The organism is Nonomuraea sp. NPDC049750, assembly GCF_040659625.1.
Classification (GTDB): domain Bacteria; phylum Actinomycetota; class Actinomycetes; order Streptosporangiales; family Streptosporangiaceae; genus Nonomuraea.
On sequence record NZ_JBFANB010000012.1, the window covers coordinates 1 to 24,088 of the forward strand.

Annotated in this window: 17 protein-coding genes; 8 read left to right on the forward strand and 9 right to left on the reverse strand. The window is 69.7% G+C overall.

Annotation, left to right across the window (positions count from 1 at the left end; all coding sequences use genetic code 11):
* Nucleotides 1-120 precede the first annotated feature (120 nt).
* Nucleotides 121-1,656 carry a long-chain fatty acid--CoA ligase gene (locus AB0J16_RS28475; RefSeq protein WP_358545306.1) on the reverse strand — a complete coding sequence of 512 codons (1,536 nt, stop codon included), beginning with the start codon at nucleotides 1,654-1,656 and terminating at the stop codon, nucleotides 121-123.
* A 225-nt stretch (nucleotides 1,657-1,881) separates the two neighbouring features.
* Here AB0J16_RS28475 and AB0J16_RS28480 point away from each other — a divergent pair, with 225 nt between their 5' ends.
* Both AB0J16_RS28480 and AB0J16_RS28485 read left to right on the forward strand, forming a co-directional pair.
* Nucleotides 1,882-3,426, forward strand: a complete 1,545-nt coding sequence (locus AB0J16_RS28480) for a GMC family oxidoreductase N-terminal domain-containing protein (protein WP_358544885.1) — start codon at nucleotides 1,882-1,884, stop codon at nucleotides 3,424-3,426.
* A gap of 33 nt (nucleotides 3,427-3,459) precedes the next feature.
* Nucleotides 3,460-4,713, forward strand: a complete 1,254-nt coding sequence (locus AB0J16_RS28485; protein WP_358544886.1) for a cytochrome P450 — start codon at nucleotides 3,460-3,462, stop codon at nucleotides 4,711-4,713.
* On the opposite strand, the gene AB0J16_RS28490 is transcribed toward AB0J16_RS28485, so the two are convergent.
* Nucleotides 4,688-6,103: an FAD-dependent monooxygenase gene (locus AB0J16_RS28490; RefSeq protein WP_358544888.1), complete on the reverse strand. Its 1,416-nt coding sequence runs from the start codon at nucleotides 6,101-6,103 to the stop codon at nucleotides 4,688-4,690. The two genes, AB0J16_RS28485 and AB0J16_RS28490, sit on opposite strands and share 26 nt — an antisense overlap.
* A 35-nt stretch (nucleotides 6,104-6,138) precedes the next feature.
* Here AB0J16_RS28490 and AB0J16_RS28495 point away from each other — a divergent pair, with 35 nt between their 5' ends.
* Entirely contained in the window at nucleotides 6,139-6,825 is a 687-nt protein-coding gene (locus AB0J16_RS28495; protein ID WP_358544889.1) for a TetR/AcrR family transcriptional regulator, read from the forward strand.
* Between the two features lie 114 nt (nucleotides 6,826-6,939).
* Nucleotides 6,940-7,773, forward strand: a complete 834-nt coding sequence (locus tag AB0J16_RS28500; RefSeq protein WP_358544890.1) for an alpha/beta hydrolase — start codon at nucleotides 6,940-6,942, stop codon at nucleotides 7,771-7,773.
* On the opposite strand, the gene AB0J16_RS28505 is transcribed toward AB0J16_RS28500, so the two are convergent.
* Nucleotides 7,748-8,896, reverse strand: coding sequence for a methyltransferase domain-containing protein (locus tag AB0J16_RS28505; RefSeq protein WP_358544891.1), 1,149 nt, complete (start codon nucleotides 8,894-8,896; stop codon nucleotides 7,748-7,750). The two genes, AB0J16_RS28500 and AB0J16_RS28505, sit on opposite strands and share 26 nt — an antisense overlap.
* Before the next feature lie 245 nt (nucleotides 8,897-9,141).
* Here AB0J16_RS28505 and AB0J16_RS28510 point away from each other — a divergent pair, with 245 nt between their 5' ends.
* On the forward strand, nucleotides 9,142-10,383 hold the full coding sequence (locus AB0J16_RS28510) for a cytochrome P450 (protein ID WP_358544892.1): 1,242 nt from the start codon (nucleotides 9,142-9,144) through the stop codon (nucleotides 10,381-10,383).
* A 45-nt stretch (nucleotides 10,384-10,428) separates the two neighbouring features.
* Here the strand turns inward: AB0J16_RS28510 and AB0J16_RS28515 are convergent, their stop codons facing one another.
* Both AB0J16_RS28515 and AB0J16_RS28520 read right to left on the reverse strand, forming a co-directional pair.
* Nucleotides 10,429-11,268 carry a hypothetical protein gene (locus AB0J16_RS28515; protein WP_358544893.1) on the reverse strand — a complete coding sequence of 280 codons (840 nt, stop codon included), beginning with the start codon at nucleotides 11,266-11,268 and terminating at the stop codon, nucleotides 10,429-10,431.
* 32 nt (nucleotides 11,269-11,300) lie between these two features.
* Nucleotides 11,301-11,597 (reverse strand): hypothetical protein, encoded by a 297-nt coding sequence (locus tag AB0J16_RS28520; RefSeq protein ID WP_358544894.1) that lies wholly within the window; start codon nucleotides 11,595-11,597, stop codon nucleotides 11,301-11,303.
* 1,137 nt (nucleotides 11,598-12,734) lie between these two features.
* Here AB0J16_RS28520 and leuS point away from each other — a divergent pair.
* Nucleotides 12,735-15,215 (forward strand): leucine--tRNA ligase, encoded by a 2,481-nt coding sequence (gene leuS / locus AB0J16_RS28525; protein ID WP_358544896.1) that lies wholly within the window; start codon nucleotides 12,735-12,737, stop codon nucleotides 15,213-15,215.
* A 49-nt stretch (nucleotides 15,216-15,264) separates the two neighbouring features.
* Here the strand turns inward: leuS and AB0J16_RS28530 are convergent, their stop codons facing one another.
* The gene (locus AB0J16_RS28530) at nucleotides 15,265-16,230 is read right to left on the reverse strand and encodes a TIGR03557 family F420-dependent LLM class oxidoreductase (RefSeq protein WP_358544897.1); all 966 of its coding nucleotides are present in this window, start codon (nucleotides 16,228-16,230) and stop codon (nucleotides 15,265-15,267) included.
* 50 nt (nucleotides 16,231-16,280) lie between these two features.
* Entirely contained in the window at nucleotides 16,281-16,700 is a 420-nt protein-coding gene (locus AB0J16_RS28535) for a hypothetical protein (protein WP_358544898.1), read from the reverse strand.
* Between the two features lie 128 nt (nucleotides 16,701-16,828).
* Between AB0J16_RS28535 and AB0J16_RS28540 the strand changes: the two genes are divergently transcribed.
* Both AB0J16_RS28540 and AB0J16_RS28545 read left to right on the forward strand, forming a co-directional pair.
* On the forward strand, nucleotides 16,829-20,011 hold the full coding sequence (locus AB0J16_RS28540) for a PDZ domain-containing protein (protein WP_358544899.1): 3,183 nt from the start codon (nucleotides 16,829-16,831) through the stop codon (nucleotides 20,009-20,011).
* A gap of 234 nt (nucleotides 20,012-20,245) precedes the next feature.
* Nucleotides 20,246-21,319 (forward strand): hypothetical protein, encoded by a 1,074-nt coding sequence (locus tag AB0J16_RS28545; protein WP_358544900.1) that lies wholly within the window; start codon nucleotides 20,246-20,248, stop codon nucleotides 21,317-21,319.
* A 124-nt stretch (nucleotides 21,320-21,443) separates the two neighbouring features.
* Here AB0J16_RS28545 and AB0J16_RS28550 read toward each other — a convergent pair whose 3' ends face one another.
* Both AB0J16_RS28550 and lexA read right to left on the reverse strand, forming a co-directional pair.
* On the reverse strand, nucleotides 21,444-22,553 hold the full coding sequence (locus tag AB0J16_RS28550; protein WP_358544901.1) for an aminotransferase class I/II-fold pyridoxal phosphate-dependent enzyme: 1,110 nt from the start codon (nucleotides 22,551-22,553) through the stop codon (nucleotides 21,444-21,446).
* An 822-nt stretch (nucleotides 22,554-23,375) separates the two neighbouring features.
* A complete protein-coding gene (gene lexA, locus AB0J16_RS28555) occupies nucleotides 23,376-24,086 on the reverse strand; it encodes a transcriptional repressor LexA (RefSeq protein WP_357940151.1) in 711 nt (236 codons plus the stop codon).
* Between the last annotated feature and the right edge of the window lie 2 nt (nucleotides 24,087-24,088).

The following is a 24,088-nucleotide window of genomic DNA, read 5'->3' on the forward strand; positions in this document are numbered from 1 at the left end:
CCCAAACCCTTTTTGGGGTGGTGTGTTTTGTTTTCTGGGGGGTTCCCCCCCCCTCTCTCCCCCGGCCCCCCCGGCGGGGGCGGGCTACCCCCCCCCCCGCCCGGTCGGGCTCCGAGGCGGCTACCGGAGCTCGCGCTTGAGGATCTTGCCCGTGGCGGTCATCGGCAGCGCGTCACGGAACTCCACGACGCGCGGGTACTTGTAGGCCGCCATGTTCTCCTTGGCCCAGGCGATCAGCTCGTCCTCGGTCGCGGTCGAGCCGGGCGTACGGATGATGTACGCCTTGATCTCCTCACCGAGCGACTCGTGCGATACGCCCACGACGGCGGCCAGCGAGACGGCCTCGTGGGTCATCAGGACCTCTTCGAGCTCGCGCGGGTAGACGTTGAACCCGCCGCGGATGATCATGTCCTTGGACCGGTCGACGATCGAGTAGTAGCCGTCGGTGTCGCGGGTGGCGATGTCGCCGCTGCGGAACCAGCCGTCGCGCATCACCTCGTCCGTGGCCTCCGGACGGCCGTAGTAGCCCTTCATGATGTTGTGGCCGCGGATCGCGATCTCGCCCGGCCCCTCGCCCTCGACCGTCTTCCAGTCGCTGTCGATGAGCTTCATCTCCACGCCCCAGATCGGGGTGCCGACCGTGCCCGGCTTGGCGGGGTGGTCCGGCTGGTTGAAGCTGGCCACCGGCGAGGTCTCCGACAGGCCGTACCCCTCGAGGATGGCGACGCCGAACGTTTTCTCGAAGTCCTTCAGCACCTCGAGCGGAGAGGCGGAGCCGCCCGCCACGGCGGTCTTCAGGCTCGCGGGCGGCGCGACGCCGTCCGCGTGGACCTTCGACAGCATCGCCCAGTACATGGTCGGCACGCCGGCGAAGAACGTGACGCCCTCCTTGGCCATGAGCGCCAGCGCGTCGCCCGGTTCGAAGCGCGGCATCAGCACGATCGCGGCCCGCCGCAGGAACCCCTGGTTCATCACGACCGTCTGCCCGAACGAGTGGAACAGCGGCAGCACCGCCATCATCACGTCGCCGCCCTCGGCGCTGGGGAACATCCGGTCGCAGACGATGGCGTTCATCAGCATGTTCTGGTGGCTGAGCTCGGCGCCCTTGGGCTGGCCCGTGGTGCCGGAGGTGTAGAGGATCACCGCCGTGTCCTCGGCCGCCGTCTGCACGGTCTCGAACACGCCGGACATGCCGTCGAGCGCCGCCCAGATCGACTCGCCGTACACGGACTCGGTCGCCAGCGGCGTGGCGGGCAGCACGAAGAAGTGCTCGCACCCCTCGGACGCCTCGAAGCCGGCCTTGCCGCGCTCGCCCAGCGGCAGCTCGGGCGTGCCCTCGAAGCAGAACAGCGCCTTGGCGTCGCTGTCGTCAAGGTGGTAGGCGATCTCCCGCGACTGCAGCAGCACGTTGAGCGGCACCACCGTCGCCCCGGCCTTGAGGATGCCGTAGTAGACGAACGGGAAGTACGGCAGGTTGGGGCAGGCCAGCGCGACCTTGTCACCCTTGCCGATGCCGCGCGAGACCAGCAGGTTGGCCACCTGAGCGGCCACAGTGTCGATCATTGAGTACGGCAGGCGCATGTCCCCGAAGACGATGGCCGTGCCGTCCGGCGTGGCCCTGGCACTGTCCTCCAGGACGATCGACAGGTTGAGCATGAGCGCCTTCCTCCCTGTGTACGGCTTGCGCGCCATCATGGCAGCAAGACATACCGACCGGTAGGGGCAAACACCGCACCCTGCGGTGGTCCGCTGAACGCGGCCCACCGTAGGGGCAAACACCGCACCCTAGGCTCACCTCAAAGGGCGGTTACAGACGCGTATGGACGCGGTACATCGCCTGGGAGTAAGCAAGTACCAGATTACTTACGCCTGGGAGGGGCCATGGAGTACGACTACGTGATCGTCGGGGCCGGGTCGGCGGGATGTGTGCTGGCCAACAGGCTGTCGGCCGATCCCGGGGTGTCCGTGGCCCTGATCGAGGCGGGCGGCAAGGACGACAAGCTGGAGATCCGCATGCCCGCGGGCTTCGCCAAGCTGTTCAAGACCGACTACGACTGGAACTACACCACCGCCAAGCAGGGCGAGATGTCCGGCCGCGAGCTCTACTGGCCCAGGGGCAGGGTGCTCGGCGGCTCGTCCTCACTCAACGCGCAGATGTGGGTACGCGGCTGCGAGCGCGACTACGACCAGTGGGGGATCCCGGGCTGGACCTACGACGACGTGCTGCCGTACTTCATCAAGGCCGAGCACCGCGTCGGCAGCAACAACGGCGGCGTCTACGGCTCGTCCGGCCCGCTGTTCATCTCCGAGCTGCGCAGTCCCAACGTCACCACCGCGGCCTTCCTCAAAGCCTGCGACGAGCTCGGATTACAGCGGCTGGCCGAGCTCAACGGCCGCTCCAACGAGGGCTACAGCGCCACGCCCGTCACCCAGAACCGGGGCAGGAGGTGGAGCTCCGCCGACGCGTACCTGCGCCCGGTGCTGAAACGACCCAACCTGACGGTGATCACCGGTGCGACCGTGGACCGGGTGCTGTTCGAGGGCACGCGGGCCGTCGGCGTCGAGCACGACGGCGGCGCGCAGGTCAGGGCCAGGCGGGAGGTCATCCTGTCGGCGGGGGCGATCGGCTCCCCATACCTGCTCATGCGCTCGGGGGTCGGCGCAGCCGACGAACTGCGCGACGAGAACATCACGGTCGTGCGGGACCTGCCCGAGGTCGGCAAGAATCTGCAGGATCATCTGTCGACCGGTGTGTACGTGCAGTCCAAGCAGCCGGTCACGCTGACCAAGGCGGAGTCGATCGGCAACCTCCTGCGCTACATCGTGCTGCGCTCCGGCATGCTCACCACGAACGTGGGTGAGGCGGTGGCGTTCATCAGGACCTCGCCGGAGGAGCCCGCCCCCGACATCGAGCTGATCTTCGCGCCCGGCCCGTTCATCGACCACGGCCTCACGCCGCCGACCGGCCACGGGCTGACCGTCGGCGTGGTGCTGCTGCAGCCGGAGAGCCGCGGCCGGGTCGGGCTGAGCGGCCGCGAGGTGGTGATCGACCCCGGCTACCTGACCCGGGAGGCCGACGTCAAGCGGCTGGTCGCCGGGCTGAAGACGGCCAAGCAGGTCTTCGCCACCACCGCGATGAAGGAGTACGCGGGCGGCCCGATGGCCCCCTACCAGGGGCCGGAGAGCGACGCCGAGCTCACCCAGTGGGTACGCGAGCGCGGCGAGACCCTCTACCACCCGGTCGGCACCTGCCGCATGGGCACCGACGCCGAGTCGGTCGTCGACCCGGAGCTCAAGGTACGCGGTCTCGACGGGCTCAGGGTCGTGGACGTGTCGATCATGCCGACCCTCAACCGTGGACACACGCACGCCCCAGCCATCATGATCGGCGAGAAGGGAGCCGAGCTCATCACCAAGCGCCCTTGACGTAAGTGACTACTTGCAGAAGGCTTGGTGTTCATGACGCTCTCCAGTGACCTGGACATCTCGCAACTGGTGTTCTGGGGGCTGCCCCAGGCCGAGCGCATGGCCGTCTTCCGCCGGTTGCGCCAGCTGGACGAGCCGGTGTTCCTGACGGAGCAGGCCGTGCCGTTCATCAAGGGCGGTCCCGGCTACTACGCCCTGGTGCGCCACGCGGACGTGACCGAGGCCAGCAGGAACGCGGCCGTCTTCAGCAGTGAGCCGTGTTCCAACAGCGTGCCCGACATGCCGCGCTGGCTGGCCGTGTACTTCGGGTCGATGATCAACATGGACGACCCGCGGCACGCCCGGCTGCGCCGGATCGTGTCCAGGGCGTTCACGCCGCGCATCCTGTCCAAGATGGAAGAGGACCTGGCCACGGCCGCCGCCGAGATCGTGGACCGGGCGATCGAGGAGGGGCCGGGCGACTTCGTGGCGCAGATCGCTGCCCGGCTCCCGGTCCGCGTCATCTGCGACATGATGGGCATTCCGGCGACATTTCATGACATGGTGCTTCGGCGGACCAACGTGATCCTCGGCAACGCCGACCCCGAGTACACCGGCATCGACCCCGAGTTCAGCCGCGTCAACGTGGCCCGCGGCCTGGCCAAGCTGCTGCACGCCGGCTTCTCCCTGAACCGGCTCGCCGCCCGCCTGGGCGACGAGCGGCGCAAGAATCCCACGGGCGACCTGGTCAGCCTGCTGGTCAACGGCGAGGAACGGCTCACCTCCCAGGAACTGGGCTCGTTCTTCATCCTGCTCGTGGTGGCCGGCAGCGAGACCACCCGCAACGCGATCGCGTACGGGCTCAAGCTCTTCACCGACCACCCCGAGCAGCGGCGGTTGCTCCTGGACGATTTCGACGGCCGCGTCACCAAGGCGTGCGACGAGATCGTGCGCTACGCCACGCCGGTGATCCAGTTCCGCCGCACGCTCACGCGCGACCATGAGATGAACGGCATGCGCTACAAGAAGGGGGACAAGGTCCTGCTCTTCTACAACTCGGCCAACCGTGACGAGACGGTGTTCAAGGACCCCGACACGTTCGACATCACCCGCGATCCGAACCCGCACGTCGGCTTCGGCGGTCCCGGCCCGCACTTCTGCCTGGGCGCCCACCTGGCGCGCAGGGAGATGACCGTGATGTTCCGCGAGCTGTTCACCCGTCTGCCGGGCATCAGGTCAGAGGGGGAGCCCGACTTCCTGCTGTCCAACTTCATCAACGGGATCAAGCACCTGAAGTACACCTTCTGAGGGCCTCGGCCAGGCCCTCCTCGCCGCGCCAGGCCACGAACCCGTCAGGCCGTACGAGGAGTGTCCCGTACGGCCAGCCGTCCACGACGTGCACCGGAACGTCGGCCGCCAGGCCGGGATCGGCCGTGAGCACGCACCACCGCGATCCGATGAGATCCAGCGTGGACACCCCGTCGGCCACCCACATGTGCGGCAGGCGGGATCCCGGCGACCCGTCGAGGTCGAGGGCGACGTCCTCGGTGGAGGGGAGCTCCGCGCCGCCGTACCGGTAGCCCATGTGCACCACCGGCGCGTTGATCGCCCCCGCCGCCTTGCGCGCCTCCGCCATGTCCTGCCCCCAGTGCAGGGACGGATCGTTGAACCGCAGGAGCGCCTGTCGCATCGTCATGAGGGCCACCGGATGGCGCTCCGCGTGATAGGTCTCCAGCAGTTCGGGCCCGGCCTCACCGCGCAGCGTGTGCGCGAGCTTCCACGCCAGATTGTGCGCGTCGGCGATGCCGGTGTTCAGCCCGAACGCGCCCAGCGGAGGGATGGCGTGCGCCGCGTCGCCCACCAGGAAGACCCGCCCGACGCGGAGGCGATCGGCCACCTGGCCGCGCCCCCGGAACGTCAGCACGCTGCGGATCTCCACCTCGATCGACGGGTCGCCGAGCGCGGTGCGGATGAGCTCCGGAGTCGGTTCCGTGTCGATGCGGGTGAGGAAGACCCACTCGCGTTCGCCGTCGACGGTCACCAGCAGCCCGGTCGCGTCCGGATGCTCGATGTCGCACATGGCGAACGGCGTGCTCGGGCGCAGATCAGCGCGGAACAGGACGCTCGTCGTCTCCTCGCCGATCGCACCGGGACCGGTGAGGCCGACGCCGAGGATCTGCCGAACCCGGCTGCGCACACCGTCGGCCGCCACCAGGTAGCGCGCCCGCACGACACGCCCGTCGGACAGGGTCGCCGTGACGCCGTCGGAGTCCTGCTCGAACGACTCGAGCGCCACGCCGAACTCCACGTCGCCCGCCTTGGTGATCAGCACGCGGTCGAACCGGTTCTGTGCGCAGATGCCGCGGATCCGGGCCGGCGTGTAGGTGAACTCGGCCTCGCCTCTCGCCTTCCACGCCTCGCCTTCGGTGAAGTCGGCCTCGGCGAGCGTGTGCCCCCTGATCTTCCCCGCCCGCAGGTCGACCGCGGCCTCGTTGACCGCTTCTTCGAGGCCGACCTCGCGCAGGATCTCCACCGACCGCAGCCCGATGCCGTTGGCCCTGGGGTGGTGCGACAGCTCTGGCTTCTCCTCGACGACGAGGGGCTTGACGCCGTGGTGGCGCAACAGCACCGCGAGCATCAGCCCGACGGATCCGCCGCCGGCGATCAAAACATCTGTGGAAACAGTGTGCCCATTCATGGGAACACCGTACCCACAACTGTAGACTCCTGTCCATGCCGCTTATCTGGGAGCGCGAGCCATACCAGCCGAAAAGGCAGGCCCTGAGCGTGGAGCGCATCGTGGACGCGTCCGTCGCCATCGCCGACGCCGAAGGGCTCGACGCGCTGTCGATGCGCCGCGTCGCCGCCGAGCTGTCGACCGGTACGACCTCGCTCTACCGCTACGTCGACAGCCGCGACGACCTGCTCGACCTCATGGCCGACGCGGTGCAGGACCAGCACGTGCCGCTGACGGGAGACTGGCGCGCCGACCTTGAGGCGTACGCCCACCACGAGCGCGAGCTGTGGCTGCGGCACCCCTGGCTCGCCCCGCTGCTGGCGACCCGGCCATCGCTCGGCCCCAACTGGCTGCGCGGCCTGGAGCACGCCCTCACCGCGGCCGCCCCGCTGACCTCCGACATCGCCGACGCGGGTTCGGCCGTCGGGCTGATCAGGGACTACGTGCGCGGCGCGGTCATGCGCGAGCTCGCCGAAAAGGAGACCCAGCGGCGCACCGGACAGACCGAGGACGAGTGGCGCGCCGACGTCGCCCCCTACATGCGCAAGGTCATCGAGAGCGGTGCGTTTCCCCGGGTCTCGCGTATGACCGAGTCCGCTGACCTGAGCCCGGCCGAACAGTTCTCCTACGGCTTGCGCCGCATCCTCACCGGGATCGCGGCCGCTCAGCGGACGGCGAAGTGATCACGACCCGGATCGGTTCGAGTTCGGGCTGGGCTGCCCGCTGTGGGGGTCGAGGAGGGCGGCTGATTCCGGAGTGCTACTCCAGCGGAGAGCCGACTGCTAGGTTTCGCAGTCATGGAGATCAGAACCGTCCACGCCAACGGGGTGGAGTTCGCGTATCTGGCCGTAGGGGAGGGGCCGCTGGCCCTGTGCCTGCACGGCTTCCCTGACACGGCCCACACCTGGCGTCACCTGCTCCCGGCGCTGGCCGAGCGTGGCTACCGCGCGGTCGCGCCGTTCCTGCGCGGCTACGCGCCGACCGAGATCCCCGCCGACGGCGCCTACGAGGCCGGCGCGCTCGTCGCCGACGTACGGGCGCTGCACGAGGAGCTCGGCGGCGACTCCGCCGCGGTGCTCATCGGTCACGACTGGGGCGCGTTCCCCGTCTACGCGACCGCCGACCGCTTCCGCAGATCCGTGGCCATGGCCGTGCCGCCGGCGGCCGCCCTGGCGACCGGGTTCCTGGACTACGAGCAGCTCAAGCGCTCGTTCTACGTCTTCCTCTTCCAGACCGCCCTGGCCGAGACGGCCGCCGCCGCACCCGGCTTCCTTGAGGGCATCTGGCGCGACTGGTCGCCCGGCTACGACGCCGAGCAGGACCTGGAGTTCGTCCGGCAGAGCATCGGCGCACCGGCGAACCTGGCGGCGGCCATCGGCTACTACCGGGCGATGCTCGGCACCACCCCGCCCACCGGCCGCTACCCGGCACCGGAGCCCGCCACCACCGGGCCGATCCTCTACCTGCACGGGACCCAGGACGGCTGCCTCTCGGCCGACCTGGTCAAGGACGCGCTGAGCCACCTGCCGGCCGGGTCGCGGACCGAGCAGGTGACCGGCGCGGGTCACTTCCTCCACCTCGAAAAGCCGGCGGAGGTCAACCGGCTCATCCTCGACTGGCTGACCTCCTGAGGACCGCCACGACCGGATGGCGGCCTGACAGGGTGAGATGAATCACCCTGTCCACCCCGAATCCGGGCGGCCGCCACGCCTCCGGAACGAGCGCCACCACGGTGCCACCCACGGCCAGGACGCGGTGGATCTCGCGCCACAGGCGGCCGGGGTCGCGGCGGAGGCGTCCGCTCGGGGCGACCTGACGGTCCCAGGGTGGATTCACCAGAACCCGGTCCACGCTGCCGTCCGGCAGGGGAATCCGCCCCGCGTCGGCCACCCCCCAGGCGATGGAGTCGGCCGCGGCGCGGGTGGCGTTGGCGGCGGCGACGTGGACGGCGCGTGGGTCGTGGTCGAAGCCGATCAGGCGCGCGTGCGGCGCGAGCGCGCGGGCCTCGATGAGCGTGGTGCCGGCGCCACAACAGGGGTCGAGCACCGTGCCGGCGCGGTCGAGCCGCGCCAGCCCGGCCATGGCGGCGGCCACCGGCGGGTGCAGCGTGCCCGGGATCGACTCCATCTTGTACGGCCTGCGGTGCAGCGGCCTGGCGGGCACCCGCAGGGCGATGACCGCCTGCCCGTCCTCCACCGTGACCCGCCACGCCGTCGAGCCCTCGGGCGGCACCCGGCCGTCGCGGCGCGAGTGGTACGGCAGGCCCAGCGGCCGGGCGAGCTCGGCACCGACGGCGTCCTCGATGTCGAACCGGCTGTAGTTCCGCCGCCCGACGAACGACGCCGACACCTCAACTCCACCGCCTCGCCCGCCGTACGGTGGGCCGCCCTCCAGCACGCCGTACGATAGAGCGTCCCGCGTCCCACCGTCCCGCAACTCGTGCGGGCGGTCGGTGGCTTGGCCGGTGATCTGGTGGGTGAGTTTCGTCAGGCTTTCGGCGTCGAGCTCGCGAGCCGCCCGCGACAGGCGCCCCAGCGCTTCCCTGCCGCGCCCGATCCCCTCCACGACGGCCGCCACCAGCAGCACATCGTCCGCCGTCCGCAACCCCAGCAGCTCCGGCCCGGGATCGGCCGTCTCGAACCACACCTCACGGTGGCGCACCCCGCGCACCACCCCAAGCCCGGCACGTCGGATCTCCGCGGCCACCAGGGGCTCGATGCCACGCACCGCCCTGGCCACGGCAAGCGTATGCACGTGTCCTTCTTCTCCCACGTCGCGACCCGGGACGGCGGTCGGCCGTCCCGCATCACCGGCGGTGGGTCATCCACGGCCCGCCGGCGGGTCGCTAGCGCAGGAAGAAGAAGAACTTCATGCGCCCACGCTATAGATCATCCGCCTCCGGAGGCCACCGATTTTCCGCGCGCACCCGGCCACGGAGACGTACGGTGTACTTCGATCGCGTTGACGTGAACAGGCCGCTATCCGAATGATGGTGTTTCATGGACGTGCTTGACTTCGACCTGTCGGACCGTGACTTCTGGGCCAAGCCGATGGCGGAGCGGAGAGCCGCCTTCGACCGGCTGCGGGAGCGGGATACGCCGGCCTTCTTCGCCGAGCCCCTGGTCGACTTCGCCCCGCAGGGGCCCGGCTACTACGCGCTGGTCAAGCATGCCGACATCCTGGAGGCCAGCCGCACTCCCGAGGTCTTCTCCTCGGGCGACGGCGGGGCCACGAACATCCTCGACATGCCCGCCGAGTTCGCCGAGTACTTCGGCTCGATGATCAACATGGACGACCCCCGGCACGCGCGCCTGCGCCGGATCGTCTCCCGGGCCTTCACCCCTAAAATGATCAAGCAGTTCGAGGCGGACGTGGACATCGCGGCCGCCAAGATCGTGGACGATCTTCTGGTCAAGGGCTCCGGCTGCGACTTCGTCACCGAGGTCGCCGCCCGCCTGCCCTTGAAGATCATCTGCGACATGATGGGCATCCCCGAGCGCGACTACCAGTTCGTCTTCGAGCGCTCGAACGTCATCCTGGGCGGCTTCGACCCCGAATACACCGGCGACGACGTCACCCAGGTGGTCCCGCTCCTGCTCAACGCCGGGATGGAGCTGCAGCAGCTCGTCCAGGACCTGGCCGCCTACCGCATCGACCAGCCGACGAACGACCTGACGTCCTCCCTCGTCAACGCCAACATCGACGGCGAGCGGCTGACGTCGCAGGAGCTCGGGTCGTTCTTCATCCTGCTGGTGGTGGCGGGCAACGAGACCACCCGTAATGCCATCTCGTACGGCCTGCGCCTGCTCACCAACAACCCCGACCAGCGGGCGCTGTGGCTGGAGGACGTCCAGGGCCGGGCGGCGGGGGCCGTGGAGGAGATCGTCCGGCTGGCCTCACCGGTGAACTTCATGCGCCGCAAGGTGACCAGGGACTACGAGATGAACGGCCACCTGTACCGGAAGGGCGACAAGGCGGTCCTGTACTACTGGGCGGCCAACCGCGACGAGGCCGTCTTCGAGGAGCCGGAGCGGTTCGACATCACCCGCTCACCCAACCCGCACGTGGGGTTCGGCGGGCCGGGGCCGCACTTCTGCCTGGGGGCGCACCTGGCCCGGCGGGAGATCACGGTGATGTACCGGGAACTGCTCCGCCGGGTGCCCGGCATCCAGGCAGGCAAGCCGGACCGCCTGCACTCCAGCTTCATCAACGGCATCAAGCACCTGGAGTGCACCTTCTAGAACCGCCTGCCCGGCCCGCGGGACGCCGGGGGCCGGGGGACAGGGTCAGGAGGTGGGGGTGACCTTGATCTGCTTGATGACCGTGTTGACGTCCGGCAGAAGCTGCTTGCTGGTCGACGGGATCGACATGTAGACGATCGCCGGTACGTCCTTGCCGGTGTTGATGGCGGCCGTGACGATCGTGGCCTTCTCGGTGCCCGAGGTCAGGGCGTAGGCGATGACCCGGCCCGAGGACTGCCCGACCTTGATCGGCTGCTGGGCGATCTTCTTGACCGTGTTGCCCTCGGGGAAGAAGCGCTTGCGGGCGTTCAGCACCACCTGCTTGATCACCGGCTCCAGGTCGTCCTCGCTGGTGAACGCGGACGCCAGCTTGGCCGGGAGCGGGCCGGTGAGGATCTGGGCGGAGCTGTTGGTGCCCGTGATCACGTACTGGCGGGTGTCGAAGCCGTACGTGGTCTTGACGGTGGCGCGCTGGTCCTGCTGCCAGGTGCCGCCGAGGCGCGGGATCGTGATGCCGGCGGAGGGGTTGGCGACTACGCCCGTCACGGGGGCGGCCTTGCCGGACCACCGCGGCAGACGGGGGATCGAACTCGCCGCCTTGGTGGGGGCGGCGCTGGCCGACGTGCTCGGCTTGGCGGCCGCGGTGTTGGTGGCGGATGGCGTGTTGCTGGCCAGCGGTCCGGCCAGGAACGCCCACAGGACGGCGCCGACCAGGGCGATGGCCACCGAGCCCGCCAGGGCGTAGATCCAGAGGGGTTTGCCGGGGTTGTCCAGCGACTCCGGTTCGCCCATCGCCTGGTAGTCGTCGCCGAAGACGGTGTTCCAGAGCTCCTGCTGGCGCTCGGGCGGCGGGGTGCGGGAGCCGCTGATCTGACCGGCCGTCACGAACCGGTGATCCGGGTCGGACGGGTCACGGCTCAGGTTAGAGCCCGGCCTGCCCTGCTCGCCCTGCTGGTCCTCTCCGGTCGGCGGCTGCCCGCCCGGCGGCTGGCCACCTGGCCCGTGGCGACCTGGTCCTTGCCCACCCGGTCCTTGCCCACCCGGTCCTTGCCCACCCGGTCCTTGCCCACCCGGACCGTGGCCACCTGGCCCGTGGCCGATCGGCGGCTGGCCGGGCGGTGCTTGGCCGACCGGCGCCTGACCGTACGCGACCAGGCGGTCGTCGGGGGAGGGCGCGGAGCGCGGCACCGCACGCTCGTCGAGGGGAGTGCCACGGCGCCGGCTGTCCAGTGGAGTGACGTTTCGCGGGCCGTCCAGCGGAGAGCCGCCCTGCAGACCGTCCAGCGGGGAGCCGCCCTGCGGACCGTCCAGCGGGGAGCCGGAACGAGGGCCGTCCAGCGGGGAGCCGGACCGCGGCGCGCCTCGGTCGTCCGCGGGCGGGTACGCCCGCTCGCCGAGCGGATTCGGGAACTGGTGGTACGCCGTGGCCTGATTGTCCGGAGAGCCCTGGCCATAGGAGGCCGGGTCACCCGGACGCGACTGCTGTCGGCCGTCAGGCTGGCCGAGGTTCGACCACGCGTCCGAGGATGGCGGGGCGTCCGACCAGGCGGGCCCGGAGTCCGGCCAGGACTGCTGCGACCCCTGCGAGGGCGCGGAGCCCTGCCGCGACGGATCGGGCCACGAAGGCGAGGACTGCGACGGATCCGGCCATGACGGCGAGGACTGCGCGGGGTCCGGCCACGAAGGCGAGGACTGTGAGGGGTCGGGCCAGGACGGCGAAGATTGCGCCGGGTCCGGCCACGAGGGTGAGGATTGCGATGGGTCGGGCCACGACGGCGAGGACTGCGACGAGTCCGGCCATGACGACTGGGCGGCACCGCCCCGTGAGGAGTCAGGCCATGCCGCGTCCTGCCGGGGCGCCTCGGGCCAGGATGTCGGCACCTCCGGCTTAGGCGCCTCGGGCCAGGACGGTGGCAGATGGGGTGCTCCGGAATTCTCCGTTGCCATTGCTGCCGTACCTCCCGAGGTTATGTCCGGATTTAACGCATCCGGCATGATCTCACGCGAGACCAGGGGTTCCGCAGTAAAACGCGCGAAGCCGTGCGGATCCGTCGGTGGGTCCTGCATGGGCAGGCCACCATCTGGACGTTCTGGCTCTACTGGGTACACCACGGCGACGAGAGTATTCTAATGGGACATTAGAGGTCACAACGGATACATCACCATCAGATCTCACCAGACCTGAAGAGTCCATTGTGCCCACTGACCCGGCTCGACGACCCGCATTCAGCCGAAGACGTGCGCTAGGCTTGACCTATGCGTTCCGCGACCCTGCTTCTTAGCGGGCCGCGACGGCTCTGATCAGCTCGCCGTCGCGGCTGCCCCTCGTCATGCGCACGAGGGGTTTTCTTATGGGTCCGAGTCAATCCAAAAGGACAACCGCCGTGAGTGAGTACAACCCGCAGGCGCTGCAGGCCAAGTGGCAGCAGCGATGGGAGGAGCAGGACCCGTTCCGGGCCAGCGATGACGCCGCCGACACGCGTGAGCGGCGCTACATGCTGGACATGTTCCCCTATCCTTCCGGTGACCTCCACATGGGCCATGCCGAGGTGTTCGCGATCGCCGACGTGGTCGCGCGCTACTGGTTCCAGAAGGGCTACAACGTCCTCCACCCGATCGGCTGGGACTCCTTCGGCCTGCCGGCCGAGAACGCCGCCATCAAGCGGAACGCACACCCCGCTGAGTGGACCTACGCCAACATCGAGACGCAGGCCAATTCGTTCAAGCGCTACGGCATCTCCTTCGACTGGTCGCGCCGCCTGCACACCAGCGACCCCGACTACTACCGCTGGAACCAGTGGCTGTTCATCCGCTTCTTCGAGCGCGGCCTGGCCTACCGCAAGGGCGGCCTGGTCAACTGGTGCCCCCAGGACCAGACCGTGCTGGCCAACGAGCAGGTCGTGGCGGGCAAGTGCGAGCGCTGCGGCAGCGACGTGATCCGCCGCGAGCTGACGCAGTGGTACTTCAAGATCACTGACTACGCGCAGCGGCTGCTGGACGACATGCAGCAGCTGGACGGCTGGCCGGAGCGGCTGCTGACCATGCAGCGCAACTGGATCGGCCGGTCCGAGGGCGCCGACGTGCTGTTCGAGATCGAGGGCCGCGAGGAGCCGGTCCACGTCTACACCACGCGGCCCGACACGCTGTTCGGCGCGACGTTCTTCGTGGTGGCCGTGGACGCGCCGCTGGCCGACGAGATCGTCACGGACGAGCAGCGCGCGGCCTTCGAGGCATACCGGGCCGAGTCGGCCAAGCTGAGCGACATCGAGCGGCTGTCCACCGACAAGGACAAGACCGGCGTCTTCCTGGGCCGCTACGCGATCAACCCGGTCAACGGCGAGCGCATCCAGGTCTGGGCGGCCGACTACGTGCTGTCCGACTACGGCCACGGCGCCATCATGGCCGTGCCCGCCCACGACCAGCGTGACCTGGACTTCGCGGTGAAGTTCGGGCTGCCGGTGAAGGTCGTCGTGCACACCGGCCTGGCCGACCCCGGCGAGACCGGCGAGGCCACGCCGGGCGAGGGCAAGCTGGTCAACTCCGGCCCGCTGGACGGGCTGTCCAAGACCGAGGCCATCTCCAAGATCATCGAAGTGCTGGAGACCCAGGGCAAGGGCACGGGCGCGATCAACTTCCGGCTGCGCGACTGGCTGCTGTCCCGCCAGCGCTACTGGGGCACGCCGATCCCGATCATCCACTGCGTCGACTGCGGCGAGGTGCCCGTCCCCGACGACCAGCTGCCGATCACGCTGCCCGACCTGCGCGGCGAGGCCCTGGCGCCGAAGGGCGTGTCCCCGCTGGCCAGTGCCACCGACTGGGTCAACGTCGAGTGCCCCAAGTGCGGCGGTCCCGCCCAGCGTGACACCGACACCATGGACACCTTCGTCGACTCCTCCTGGTACTTCCTGCGCTACACCTCGCCCGGCTACACCGACGGCCCGTTCGACGTCGAGGCGGTCCGCAAGTGGGGCCCGATCGACCAGTACGTCGGCGGCATCGAGCACGCGGTGCTGCACCTGCTCTACTCGCGCTTCTTCACCAAGGTCCTGCACGACATGGGCATGCTGGACTTCACCGAGCCGTTCCTGCGCATGCTCAACCAGGGCCAGGTGATCAACGGCGGCAAGGCCATGTCCAAGTCCCTGGGCAACGGCGTGGACCTGGGCAAGCAGATCGACGACTTCGGAGTCGACGCGGTCCGCCTGACCATGGTGTTCGCCGGGCCGCCCGAGGAGGACATCGACTGGGCCGACATGTCGCCGGCCGCGTCGCAGAAGTTCCTGGCCCGTGCCTTCCGCGTGATGGACGAGGTGGCCGCCGAGCCCGGCGTGTCGTTCGAGGGCGGCGACGTCGAGCTGCGCAAGGCCACGCACCACGCCATCGACGAGGTCACCAGACTGGTGGAGTCCCAGCGCTTCAACGTCGCGATCGCGCGCATGATGGAGCTGACCTCGGCGGCCCGCAAGGCCATCGACTCCGGTCCCGGCGCCGCCGACCCCGCGGTCCGCGAGGCGGCCGAGACGCTGGCGATCATGTTGTCGCTGGTGGCGCCCTACACCGCCGAGGAGGGCTGGGAGCGCCTGGGCCACGAGGGCGGCGTCGGCCGGGCCGGCTGGCCCACCGCCGACCCGGCGCTGCTGGTGCAGGAGTCGGTGACCTGCGTCGTCCAGGTGGCCGGCAAGGTGCGCGAGCGCCTGGAGGTGTCGCCCGACATCTCGGAGGCCGACCTGAGGGCGCTGGCCCTGGGCTCGGAGAAGGTCCGCTCCTACCTGACGGGCGAGCCGCGCAAGGTGATCGTGCGGGCGCCGAAGCTGGTCAACATCGTCCCCTGACGGGAGTGACCCGCCGGACGCCCGTCGGACTCAGAGACGGCGCCGCGAGTCAGAGGCGGCGCAGCGCGGGCAGCAGCTCCTTCTCGGCCCAGCCGAAGAAGGGCTGCTGCTGGTCGTGCCCGATCTGTACGAGCGCGACGTGCGTGAACCCGGCGTCGGTGTACTTCCGGACCGCCTCGACCACCGCCTCCACATCGTCGCCGCACGGCACGCTGCCGGCGACGTCCTCGGGCCGTACGTAGTCGGCGTAGGCGCCGAAGTTGACCGGCCCCGGCAGCTCGGCCATCACCTTCCACCCGGCCGACGACCAGCGCCACAGCTCGTGGGCCCGCTCCTTGGCCGCCTCGGCGTCGGTGTCGTAGGAGATGGCCAGCTGGCCGTACACCGGCTTGCCCGACCCGCCGAGCGCGTTGAACTGATCCACCACCTCCGGCATCGGCTCGTTGACGATCAGCAGGTCGCCGAACTCGGCGGCCAGGTCCGCCGACTGCCCACCGGAGGCGGCGACCCCGATCGGGATCCGGCGCTCGGGCAGGTCATAGAGCTTGGCCGAGTCCACGTCGTAGAACTCGCCCTGGTAGGTGACGTACTCGCCGGAGAACAGCTTCTTGATGATCTGGACGGCCTCGCGCAGCATCCGGTGCCGGGTGTTGACCGGTGGCCAGCCTTCGCCGATGACATGCTCGTTCAGGTTCTCGCCGGAGCCCAGCCCCAGCGTGAACCGGCCCTGGCTGAGCACCCCCATCGTGGCCGCCTTCTGCGCGACGACGGCCGGGTGATAACGCATCAGCGGGCACGTCACGTACGTCATGAGGGGCAGGTGTTCGGTGGCGTTCGCCGCCGCGCCCAGGACCGACCAGGCATAGGGCGCGTGACCCTGCTCCTCAAGCCATGGGAAGTAGTGGTCGGAGATGACCGCGTAGTCGAATCCGGTCCGTTCGGCGGTGGCCGCGTCGTCCACCAGCTGCCGGGCCGGAGTCTGCTCGCACATCAAGGTGTAGCCGATTTCTGCCATGGTGTGCCGACTACCCGGGCTTGCACACGTTAGTTACCAAGCGCCGGAGATCAACGTTGGGTCAGTTCCTCCACCACCAGGCCCAGCCCGATGCCCATCAGCCAGACGTCCTTGGCGACCGAGACGCCCTCTTGAGAGGGGCGCAGGGTGCCGTCTTGGCGCAGCCCGGGGGTCTTGACGTAGAAGGCGAGCAGCCCGCCGGCGAACGCGGTGAGCGCCGCCCCCGCGAGCAGCGACGGCACCACCGGGAGCAACAGCGCCGATCCGACCGCGATCTGCGACTTCGCAAGCAGCCGCACGAACGTCTCGGGATCCTGCCGGCGAAGGAACGGGAAAGCCGTGGCCGCCATGCCGTGCACGCCGGTGGCGGCCTCGCGGTCGGCCTGAGCCAGGGTCAGCCCGGAGTCCAGGATGTACGCGCCCGCCGCGATGCGGGGCGGCCACTGGTGGGGGCGGGCGAGAATCCTCACGTTTCCTCCAGAAATGACGTCACGTACGGCTTCTTCCCCATCACCATCTGTCACACTCTGCTCGGCGGCGGCCTTGACCAAGACTTCAAGGGCGGACTTCGCGGCCGGACGCGCACTAGTGTGCAGCTGTGACAACTGGCGCATACCTGAGATTTCCACACCTGCACGGTGACCTGGTCACCTTCGTCGCCGACGACGATGTCTGGCTGGCTCCCGTGGCGGGCGGACGGGCCTGGCGGTTCACCGCCGACCGTACACCCGTGTCGTACCCCAGGTTCTCGCCCGACGGCGCCCGCATCGCGTGGACCGGCCATCGGGAGGGACCGCCCGAAGTGTTCGCCGCCGAGCTCGACGGAGCCGAGGGCGAGCGGCTGACCCACTGGGGCAGCGCGACGACCGGCGCGCGCGGGTGGACCGCCGGCGGGGATGTGCTCGCGGTCAGCGCGACGGGAGAGGGCTCGCGGGCCAGGACGTGGGCGTACGCGGTGCCGCTGGACGGCGGCCCGGCGGTGCGCCTGCCGTACGGGTGGGTGAGCGAGGCCGCCGTCAGCGGCGACCGGGTGGCGACCGTGTCGCCGGTCTACCGCGAGCCGTCACACTGGAAGCGCTACCGGGGAGGTACGGCCGGCAAGCTCTGGGTCGACGCCGAGGGGAACGGCGAGTTCGCCCGGCTGTTCGCCGACAGCCACGCGCAGTACTGGTCGGTCATGTGGGCGGGTGATCGCATCGCGTTCCTGGCCGACATCGACGGCACCGGCAATGTGTACTCGGCCCTGCCCGACGGCTCCGACCTGCGCAAGCACACCGGGCACGACGAGTTCTACGCCCGCCACGCCTCGACCGACGGGCAGCGGGTGGTCTACAGCCACGCCGGCGACCTGTGGCTGCTGGAGAGCCTGGAGGCGGAGCCGTACAAGCTGGAGGTCAAGCTCGGCGGGCCGCGCCCGGCCCGCGCGCGGCGACCGGCGCCGGCCCGCGTCGGCGGGTTCTCGCCGGACGAGACCGGGCGGGCGAGCGCGGTCGAGATCCGCGGCACCGCCCACTGGGTGACCCACCGAGACGGGCCCGCGGGCGCGTTGCGGGTGGAGCCGGGCGTCCGGGTACGGCTGCCGCGGGCGCTCGACGCCGACGGCCGGGCGGTCTGGGTCTCGGACGCCAGCGGTGAGGACGGCCTGGAGATCGGTACGCCCGGCGGCGAGATCCGTACGCTGGCCGCAGGCGAGCTCGGCCGGGTGCTCCAGCTGGCCGCCGCCCCCAACGGCAAGCACGTGGCCGTGGCCACGCACGACGGGCGGCTGCTGGTCATCGACCTCGAATCCGGAAATGTCCGGGAGCTGGATCGCACGACGCAGGGGGACATCAGCGGGCTGACGTTCTCGCCCGACTCGTCCTGGCTGGCGTGGGTGCACCCGCACGACGAGCGGCTGTCGCAGATCAGGATGGGCCGCCTCGACGGGACCTCCGTCATCGACGTGACGCCGCTGCGGTTCGTCGACTTCGACCCGGTCTTCACCAGGGACGGAAAGCATCTGGCGTTCCTGTCGGTACGGACCTTCGACCCGATCTACGACGCGCACGTGTTCGACCTGTCGTTCCCGGCGGGCTGCCGGCCGTACCTGGTGCCGTTGCAGGCGACGACGCCCTCGCCGTTCGACCCGAGCCTGCAGGGGCGCGGGTTCAACGGCGAGGACGACAAGCCCGCCTCGTCCTCGTCCTCTGCTTCGGATGAGAAGAAGAGCTCGGAGAAGAAGGACGCCGAGCCGCCGCGTACCGAGGTGGATCTCGAGGGGCTGGCCTCGCGCGTGGTGCCGGTGCCCGTGCCCGCCGCGCACTACCGCAACCTGCGCACCGCCAAGGACGCCCTGCTCTGGCTGCGCCACCCGACGGCCGGGTTGCTCGGCGACGGCACCGAGCCGACCGGCGAGACCGTCCTCGAACGCTACGACCTCAAGAAGCGCGCCAAGGCCGAGCTCGGCAGGGAGACGCGCGCCTTCGAGGTGAGCGGCGACGGCAGCAGGCTCGTCCTCAACGGCAAGAACGGCTTGCAGACCCGCACCAGCGGTGAGGGCGATGAGGTGGTCACCATCGACCTCGACCGGATCACGGTCCAGATCGACCCGGTCGCCGAGTGGCGGCAGGGCTTTGCCGAGGCCGGCCGGTTGATGCGCGACCACTTCTGGCGCGCGGACATGAACGGCGTCGACTGGCAGGGCGCCCTCGACCGCTACGCGCCGCTGATCGACCGGATCGGCGCCTACTCCGAGCTCATCGACCTGCTCTGGGAGGTACAGGGCGAGCTGGGCACCTCGCACGCCTACGCCCGGCCCGTCGGCGGGGGCTACGACTCGCGGCGGCGCCAGGGTCTGCTCGGCGCCGACATCGTCCGCGACGCGGAAGGCGTCTGGCGCGTCGAACGGATCCTGCCCGGCGAGTCGTCCGACCACGACGCGCGCTCGCCGCTGCTCGCGCCGGGCGTCGCCGTGCGCGCGGGCGACGCGATCGTGGCGGTGGGCGGACGGCCTGTCGATCCCGTACGCGGCCCGCTCGCCTCCCTGTCCGGCACGGCCGGCCAGCCCATTGAGCTGACCGTACGACCGGCGTCGGGCGGCGAGACGCGCCGGGTGGTGGTCACCCCGATCTCGGATGAGACGCAGCTGCGCTACCACGACTGGGTGGAGGGCCGCCGGGCCTACGTCCGGCAGGCGTCGGACGGGCGGCTCGGCTACCTGCACGTGCCCGACATGGTGGCCTCGGGGTGGGCGCAGTTCCATCGCGACCTGCGTACGGAGATGGCCCGCGAGGGGCTGGTCGTGGACGTACGCGAGAACGGCGGCGGGCACACCTCCGAGCTCGTGCTGGAGAAGCTGTCGCGCCGGGTCACCGGCTGGAACCACGCCCGCGGCTACGAGCCGATGCGCTACCCCGAGGACTCGCCGCGCGGCCCGATCGTGGCCGTCACCGACGAGTTCGCGGGCTCGGACGGCGACATCGTGAGCGCGGGCATCAAGAACCGGAAGATCGGTCCGCTGGTGGGCACCCGGACGTGGGGCGGGGTGATCGGCATCGACTCGCGCTACTCGCTGGTGGACGGGACGGTGGTGACCCAGCCCCGCTATTCGTTCTGGCTGGCCGGGCCGGGCTGGGGCGTGGAGAACTACGGTGTCGACCCCGACATCGAGGTGGTCATCACGCCGCAGGACCGGGTGGCGGGGCGCGATCCGCAGCTGGAGAAGGCGGTCGAACTCGCGCTCGCCGCCCTGGCCGAGCACCCGGCGGCCACACCTCCGGACCTGCCGCCTCTCGCGACCTAACGGACCCTTCCGTCGCGGACCTGCTCGTCGCGGACCTGCCGCCTCTCGCGACATAACCTCGCGACGTAACCTCGCTACATAACGGAATCATCACGGGATCCGCTCCGATGACGATCGGAGCGGATCCCGTAGGCAGGCTTGATCTCATGAAGCCCCTTGCGTATCGCCAGAGTGACGCCCTTGGGCTGTCGCTCAAGCGCGTGGCCGCTGACTCCCTCCTTCAGAGGTAGGGCGGTGGAGCCTCTCGCCTATCGTCAGAGCGGTATCCGGGAAACCGGACTGAATGCCCGGGACGTCCGGAAGGCCCTGGAAAAGCTCGCCGTCCCAGGGCTCCCTCTGGGGACGTTCGGCATCGCCGGTGGCGCGGCGAGAGAACGCCACAACCAGGCCTGCGACGAGTTCAACAGCCGGGCGCGGCGCGGCGTGGAGTCGGCCGAGGGCATCTCGCGCAACCTGAAGCTCACCGCCGACGGGTACGTGCGGGCCTCCAACGACGCCATGCGCGCGGTCCTCGCCATCGGCCGCGATCGGCAGCCTCTCGTACGCGGGGAGGCGCCTTCGCCGGAGTCGGAAGTCCGGAACGGCCTGGGATATGGCCTCACGTCGCTCGGCACCACCGGCGTGACTCTCATCCGGCTGGCGGAGGCCTCCTCCTACCTCCAGCGCGGCTCGGCCGCCGGGGTCGCGAACCTGTCGGCCGAGGCGGCGAAGATGGCGAACCTGAGCCAGCGCACGCTGTCCATGCTCAAGGTCGCCGCCACGATGTCGATCACGGCCGCGACCGGGCTCATGCTCTGGCTGGCCACCGTGACCTGGAACGACGACAAGGTCGACGAGGCCATCGCGGCCTGGCGCCACGCCGCCGACTCCCTGGGCGAGACCTTCGGGGCCGGGGACCCGATGAAGCTGGAGGCACTGGCGGCAGCGTGGCACGGCGGCGCCAAGGACGTGGCCGACCAGAAGCTACGAGACTTCGTCACCGCGGGTGTCCAGCTCGCCGACTACGCCGCGGGCCGGGCCGTCGGGTTGCAGGACGCGGTGAAGCAGCTGAACCGGCTGCACTCGTACGCGTTCTGGACGACCATGGGCGAGCTTGGGGTGATCGTGGGGCTGCGCCTGGTCGCGGCCGTCAACCCGGCCGCCCGGCTGGCGTCCATCAAGGTGGGGTGGCGGTTGTCGCTCGCCCTTGTACTGATTCAGGGGGCTATCACCGCGCGGCTGGAGTACCTGGCGGGAGAGTCCTTGAAGAAGGACTCGGTGGGCGCCGGGCCGGCGGGGGTCGAGGAGACGGACTTCCCTCGCTTCTGACCTTCCCTTGCGGTCATGCGCCCCTGAGTCATTGGGGCCTGCGGTCATTGACGTCCATGGTCATGCGGGTCCTCCTGGACTGCCGCACGGCGGGGTGCGGCCACAGGCCGGTTGATGATGATGGTCATCCGGTCTGTGTGATGCGGTCCAGGATCTCAGCCAAGATCGGCTCGGTGGTGGCGAAGTTCAACCGTACGCAGTGCGCGCCGCCGGGCCCGAACGTGGCGCCATCGCTCAGCATGACCTTCGCGTCACGTTCGAGCGTTTCCTGTACGCCTGGGCGGCCGTAGTCGAGCCAGGCCAGGTAGGTGGCCTCCGGGATGCGGTAGCCGACCCCCTCAGGCAGGCGATCGGCGACCATTCGGCGATTCCTGTCCAACAGGGCACGGGTCTTCTCAAGCCAGCCGTCGCCGTGCCGCCAGGCCGCCACCGTCGCCTCCACCCCGAACAGATTGGCCGAGCCGAACACGAAGGGCGGCTGCGCGTCCAGAGCCTTACGCAGCTCCGGCGATCCGATGTGGGCCACCGAGCACCGGATGCCGCCGAGATTGAACGCCTTGGTGGCAGAGGTGAGCGTGACGGTCCGTTCGGGCAGGATGGTGGCGAACGGGATGTGCTGGTTGGGGGCGTACGCGAGGTCGGCGTGGATCTCGTCGGAGATGACGAGCAGGTCATGACGCTCGACGTGCTCCGCCAGCTCGGTCAGCTCCTCGCGGGTGAAGACCCGGCCTGTGGGATTGTGCGGGTTGACCAGCAGCAACACCTTGCACCGGGACAGATCAGGCACCTCAAACCGCCACGAGTCCCCGTCGGCGATCAGCTGGAGGGGATGCGGCGGCCGGTCCATGGTCTCCAGCGTGCCGAGGAACGGGGGGTAGGCGGGGGTGTGCACGGCCACGCCGTCGCCTGGGCGGGTCCATACGTGGAGGAGCACTTGAAGCGCTTGGTTGATGTCGGAATAACTCCGCACATACTCAAGCTCCGGCTCCCAGTCGTACCGACCGGCCATCCGCTCAACGAACGCCTCAGCCAGGGGGCCGCAGCGGGGACTGTCCAGCCAGGTGGGGTAGCCGAGGTCACCGTGGGCCCGCCGTTGGAGGGCGTTGACGACTTCTGGGGCGGTGGGGAGGTCCATGTCGGCGATCCAGGCGGGGATGACGCCGGGAGCGGCGTTGGCCCACTTGAATCCGTCGTGTGTTGCCTTGAGGTCTTCTGCCCGCTTTGTGTCGGTCACGCGGCCATTCTAAAAACCACCTTGATCCTGGCCACCCCGTCTCACGATCAGCCCGGTCTTACGGCCACCCCTGCCTTACAGGCGACCTGTCTCACAGCCATCTCGTCTCACGGTCGGCCCGGCCTTACGGCCAGCCCATTTGTCCGGTTGGCACGGTTTCACGGTTGGCTTGGTCGGCCCGTCTCACGGCGGCTGGCCCGTCTCATGGCCAGCTCATTGCACCGTCGGCCCGTCTCACCGGGCCCAATCTCGCGCCGACCTGCCCATCTCGCCGGGCGGCCCAGTCTCACGGGCGGCCCGTCTCACTGATCAGTCCGTCTCATCGTCGGCCCTTCACCGGTCAACCCGGTCTTACGCCCAGCCTGATCTCGGAGTCGGCCCATCTCGCCGGGCGGCCCGGTCTCACGGGCGACCCGTCTCACTGATCAGTCCGTCTCATCGTCGGCACATCTGGCCGGTCAGACGGTCTCGCCTTCGGTCGGTCCGTTCGCGCCGAAATGCTCGAAGGCCCGTCGATGTGGCAGGCCCACAAGGTGGCTGGTGGCGAAACCACACCAACCACTCGTGGATCACAGGAGCGGTGCCTTCCTGCCGTACCCGTCAGCCATCCGCGCGACTGATGCCCATTGGACACCCGCACGGTCGATACCCGCTAGCCGTCTGTACGGTCCGTACCTACGCCCGTACAGGAGATGCCCAGTAGCCACCCGATACGATCCATGGCCACCCATCAGCCACCCGTATGGTCGTGGCCACTCGTAAGACACACGTACGGTTTTCCGGGCGCATGACCCTGTCATGCGCCCGGAAACCTGTGTGGAGTCAGAGGCGGCGGAGGACCGCTACGACCTTGCCCAGGACGCTGGCCTCGTCGCCGGGGATCGGGTCGTAGTTGGCGTTGTGTGGCACCAGCCAGACGTGGCCGTCCTTGCGCTTGAACGTCTTCACCGTAGCCTCGCCCTCGATCATGGCCGCCACGATGTCACCGCTCTCCGCGACCGGCTGCTGGCGGACGACGACCCAGTCGCCGTCGGCGATGGCGGCGTCGATCATCGAATCACCGGCGACCTGCAGGAGGAAGAGGGTGCCTTCGCCGACCAGTTGCTTGGGCAGGGCGAAGACGTCTTCGACGCTCTCCTCGGCGAGGATCGGCCCACCGGCGGCGATCCGGCCGACCAGCGGCACATAGGCGGCCGTGGGCCTGCTCACCGGGGAGTCGGACTCGTTGGCGGCGTCGGGATCGACCCAGAGCACGGGCTCGCCGGGAAGACGCACCTCGAGAGCGCGCGGCCGATGAGGGTCGCGTCTCAGGTAGCCCTTGCGTTGCAACGCCGTCAGCTGGTGCGACACGCTGGACGTGCTGGTCAGCTGCACGGCCTCGCCGATCTCGCGCATGGACGGCGGGTAGCCCCGCTGTTGGACCGAGTCGCGAATCACCTCGAGGATCTTGCGTTGCCTGGGCGTCAGTCCCAGGGAGTCACGCCGACGCACCGCGAGGTCACTGACCCCGTTGGTGTCATCCCGATCGCTCATGA